The organism is Methanobrevibacter cuticularis (genome assembly GCF_001639285.1).
Lineage (GTDB): Archaea > Methanobacteriota > Methanobacteria > Methanobacteriales > Methanobacteriaceae > Methanobaculum > Methanobaculum cuticulare.
In genome coordinates this window covers 1-4,860 of record NZ_LWMW01000156.1, presented here as the reverse complement: position 1 = coordinate 4,860, position 4,860 = coordinate 1, and the positions used below count along the sequence as shown (strand labels likewise).

General features: G+C 28.7%; 5 protein-coding genes. 4 read left to right on the top strand and 1 reads right to left on the bottom strand.

Annotated elements, in window-relative coordinates; translation table 11 throughout:
- Window positions 1-217: 217 nt before the first annotated feature.
- Complete coding sequence (locus tag MBCUT_RS09890; protein ID WP_067260566.1) at window positions 218-1,960, top strand: acetolactate synthase large subunit; 1,743 nt, start codon at window positions 218-220, stop codon at window positions 1,958-1,960.
- Window positions 1,961-1,989: 29 nt separating this feature from the next.
- On the top strand, window positions 1,990-2,487 hold the full coding sequence (ilvN, locus tag MBCUT_RS09885; protein WP_067260570.1) for an acetolactate synthase small subunit: 498 nt from the start codon (window positions 1,990-1,992) through the stop codon (window positions 2,485-2,487).
- A 321-nt stretch (window positions 2,488-2,808) separates the two neighbouring features.
- Here the strand turns inward: ilvN and MBCUT_RS09880 are convergent, their stop codons facing one another.
- Window positions 2,809-3,258 (bottom strand): universal stress protein, encoded by a 450-nt coding sequence (locus tag MBCUT_RS09880; protein ID WP_245634990.1) that lies wholly within the window; start codon window positions 3,256-3,258, stop codon window positions 2,809-2,811.
- A gap of 120 nt (window positions 3,259-3,378) precedes the next feature.
- Between MBCUT_RS09880 and MBCUT_RS11425 the strand changes: the two genes are divergently transcribed.
- Entirely contained in the window at window positions 3,379-3,567 is a 189-nt protein-coding gene (locus MBCUT_RS11425) for a hypothetical protein (RefSeq protein ID WP_169805441.1), read from the top strand.
- Window positions 3,568-4,123: 556 nt separating this feature from the next.
- On the top strand, window positions 4,124-4,342 hold the full coding sequence (locus tag MBCUT_RS09875) for a hypothetical protein (protein WP_067260562.1): 219 nt from the start codon (window positions 4,124-4,126) through the stop codon (window positions 4,340-4,342).
- Window positions 4,343-4,860 lie beyond the last annotated feature (518 nt).

Sequence of the window (4,860 nt, the reverse complement as noted above, 5' to 3'; positions counted from 1 at the left end):
ATTCTGAATTATATTAAATTTAATTAATTATTTATAAAAATATTTATTAAATATCCTAAAATCATAATATAAAATCATATAAATATTCAAATATTTTTACTGTAAATGTAGTATTAATATAAAAAATTACTTATATTAAAAACAAAAATTATAAAAATTATAATAAAAAATTAAAAATTATAATAATTCAATAATTAATTTAAGTCAAGGTGTGTAAATGAGAGGAGGAGAAGCCATAATAAAGGCTCTTATAGAACAAGGAACTGATACCATATTTGGATATCCTGGAGGACAAGTTCTTCCACTTTATGACATGCTTTATGATGCAGACTTACGTCATATTTTGGTAAGACACGAACAAGCTGCAGCTCATGCAGCAGATGGTTATGCGAGGGCATCTGGCAAAGTAGGAGTTTGTGTAGCTACATCTGGACCAGGAGCAACAAATCTAATCACAGGAATAGCTACTGCACACATGGATTCTTCACCAGTTGTAGCTATTTCTGGACAAGTTCCAACGCAGTTAATTGGAAAAGATGCATTTCAAGAGGTTGATATGTTAGGATTAGCAATGCCAATTACAAAACACGCTTATCAACCTAAAAATAGTAATGAAATCCCATCTGCTATAAAAAAAAGCTTTGAATTAGCTATTTCTGGTAGACCTGGTCCTGTTGTTATTGATGTTCCAAAAGATGTTCAAGAACAAGAGCTAGATTATTATTCTACAGATCTCTATATTACATCAGGTTACAACCCAACAACAAAAGGAAATCTTAAACAAATAAGAAAAGCCATTAAACTAATAGCTAACTCTGAAAAACCAATCATACTAGTTGGTGGAGGATTAATAATAGCTGGAGCATCAGAAGAACTTAAAACCTTTTCACAATTGATCAATGCTCCAATAACAACAACATTAATGGGTAAAGGAGCATTTCCTGAGGATGAAGAAAATTATCTTGGAATGGTTGGGATGCATGGTAGGAAAGCATCTAATTTATCCATTGATGAAAGTGATTGTTTAATAGCTATTGGTTGTAGATTCTCAGATAGAACAACAGGAAGGATTTCAGATTTTGCAAAAAATGCTAAAATTATTCATGTTGATATAGACCCTGCAGAAATAGGGAAAAATATAGATGTAGATGTTCCAATAGTTGGGGATGCAAAAAATGTTTTAAATTCATTGATATCTACAATCAAAGAGCTAAATGCTTCTCAAAAGGAGATTATTAAAGTTGGAGAAGTTTCACAAAATTGGTTTACTAAAACAATAGAATTTAAAAATAGCTGTATTCCACGAGTAAGCTATTCAGATATTCCATTAAAACCACAACAAGTTATAAAAGAAATAGCAGAATCTCTCAATCAAGATTCAATCATTACCACTGATGTTGGACAACATCAAATGTGGATGGCTCACTTTTACAACACAACTAAACCTCGTAAATTTATAAGTTCTGGGGGTCTTGGAACTATGGGCTTTGGATTCCCATCAGCTATTGGTGCTAAAGTAGCTATGCCTGATAATAATGTTCTTGCAGTTACAGGAGATGGTGGATTCTTAATGGTTTGTCAAGATCTTGCAACCATTAAAGAAAATGATATTCCTGTTGTTATATGTTTATTTGATAATAGAAAACTTGGAATGGTTTATCAGTGGCAAAATCTTTTCTATGATAAACGTTTATCTCATACAGATCTTGGTGAACTCCCGGATTTCATGAAATTAGCTGAATCATTTAATATAAATGCTGAAAAAGTTGAAAAACCAGGAGAAACCAAGGAAGCTTTGAAAAACGCACTTAAAAGTGGAGAACCGACCTTACTTGACATAGTCATTGATAAATCTGAGACTCTTCCAATGATTCCACCAGGATGTGGAATAACAGAAATTCTTGGAGACTATAAAACAGAAGATCAAGCTAATCTTGATGATTTTAAGGAAGAGAATTGATGAAGAAATTAAGGGAAGGAAGTGATCATATGGAAACAGATACTCATGTTATTAGTACATTAGTTGAAAATAGGCCAGGAGTATTACAAAATGTATCTAGTCTATTTACGCGAAGAGGGTTCAATATAGAAAGTATCACTGTTGGAGGTTCTGAAACTGAAGGTTTTGCAAGAATGGTTATTGTTGCAAAAGGTGATGAAAGAGTTTTAGAGCAAATTACAAAGCAATTAAATAAGTTAGTGGATATTATCAAGGTTAGAGATCTTGATCCTCAAAATACTGTTAAAAGAGAACTATGTCTTATAAAAGTTAAGACAGATGATGAAAAAAAGAGATCTGAAATCATCCAATATACAAACATATTCAGAGGAAAAGTAATTGATATCAGTGAAAATAGCTTAACAGTAGAAATAACTGGAAATCCAAGTAAAATCAACGCTTTAATTTCAATGTTAAAAAGTTTCGGAATACAAAAAATATCTAGAACAGGACCAACAGCTATTGAACGAGATTCTATTGCCAAATAACTAATTAGAGGTAAATAGCTGATTAGTTAGTATATGTGTTATGTAGCTGTTAAATAGTTGATTAGTGTTAGTATAAGTTCTATATAGCTGATTAGTTAGTATATGTGTTATGTAGCTGTTAAATAGCTGGTTAGTGTTAGTATAAGTTCTATATAGTTGATTAGTTAGTATATGTGTTATGTAGCTGTTAAATAGCTGGTTAGTGTTAGTATAAGTTCTATATAGTTGATTAGTTAGTATATATTTTATATAATTATTAAATAACTAGTAAATAGCACAATAACTGTTCTTTATATTTAAAGAAGTTTGTTATAATAATTCTTATTGTGCTATTAAAACTGAGCATGTTGCTTTTTTAGTAACTTTATCAGCCACACTTCCAATTATTAGTTTATCAAAGCCACTTTTACCTGAGTTTCCCATAATAACAAGATCGATATTTTCTTTTTCAATAGTTTCTAATATAATTTCAGAAGGTGAACCCTCATCTATTTTTGTAGTGGTTTTAATATCATTAAAACCATTTTTTCCTACTTTTAGGACTTTTTCTACATTTTTTTCAGCTTCTTGTTTAAGTAATCCATTTATTTGATAAATAGATTCATCTGCGGGAAGTCCAGCAGAAAAATTTGTTTCAACCACGCTTAAAAACATAACTTCTGCATCACTAAAACTACTAATAAATAAAGCATGTTCCGCAGCTCTTTCTGCAAATTTTGAACCATCTACACATAATAATATTTTTTTATATATCTTATCTCCATTGTACATGTTATCCCTCGAAACTCATTTGATTTTTTCACTAAATCCCCTTAATTCAATTTACTTCTTATAAATATATTATTTTATAGTCTTATTATATTTTTCTAAAATAATAGCTTTCTAGAAATCATGTTAAGTATGGTGGGACCACATGTTAGTATTAAGAAATTACTATATGATTCCATGAGAATTTCATGTAATAATGAGTTAATAAAGTTTGTATTTGTAGCTTTTAAAGTTGCTGAAAAGACTTTGCCAGTTTATTCCTGTAATAAATCAAAGTATACATTCAATCAACATCAGATCAATGGTTTATAATGTTCATGAAGCGATTAAGGGTTGATTATAGTTTTTTCACTTCAGTTATTCAGTTAATGCAGAAATTATGCCAGTACTTGATTTAAAAACTGTTCCAGATTGTACTACATTGAAGAAATTCTTTAAAGACCATGGTCAGATATGATAGATGAAATAGTGGATTGACTATAGAATTATCTGATATTGAAGGCCCATAGGTAGCTTTAGATGGAAATGGACACTCTTGTGATCAAGCAAGTCTTTATTATACAGATTAACTTAAAAAATAAAGAAACTAAATTAAAAAAATGCCTGTTATGACCGATACAGATACACAAAAACATTTAACATAAAACCCAAAATATGATTTCTATAAAATCTAATTATTTTTCATGCTCTTGTAATAGTAAAGTATTTATATGGTTATTATTCTAATATTTATTATTATAATTGTATGATTAGTAATATGTTTTTCGTTAGTTTTTTTAGGTTTATTCTTCTCCAAAATGAAACATAAATTGTGACTATTTAGGAAATTATGTATTTAGCAATAGATTTTATTGTGATGTGGGTTTAAATGCGAAAACGGAACTTTGTAATATTTCTTCTATTATTATTTGTAGTTTTATTATCTTGGCCGTGTGTTTTTGCTAGTAATTTTACTGTGGGTGGTAATGATTTTAATGATGTTCAGAGTGTTATTGATGGTTCTAGTAACAATGATGTTATTTTGTTAGGTAATAAGACTTATACAAGTACTAGTGGTCAGATTGTGTTATTAATAAGAAAAATCTGACTATTCAAGGTAAATCTAATTCTGAGCGTGCTGTTTTAGATGCTCATCATTTGAATCGTATTATTGGTGTTGGTGAGAATTCTAGTGTTACTTTTAAATTCATTTACCTTCAATTACTAATTCTATTAAGAGTACAGTTAAATCAGAATATAATAAATTTGTCTCAAAAACTATTAAAACTATTAATACTTACTATAATGCAGGTAAATCAGCTTTTAATAATATTAAATCAATTTCAAAGAAAATAATTAATAATGGAACTAATTTAGCGAAAAATATATATAATGGACTTAAAAGTGTGGGTGGTAAAATTTATAATGGTGCCAGATGGCTTGCTGGAAAAATTTGGAAATAAAATATAATTATTTTCAATCAAATTTAATATTCTAAGACTATTATTTTATCATTTTAAGCATTAAAATATTATTAAAATAAGATTTTTTCGACTATAAATGGAGTATTTTTATATGAATGTAGATGATTCAATTATTAAGGAAAGAGAAAAAATAAAAAATTCT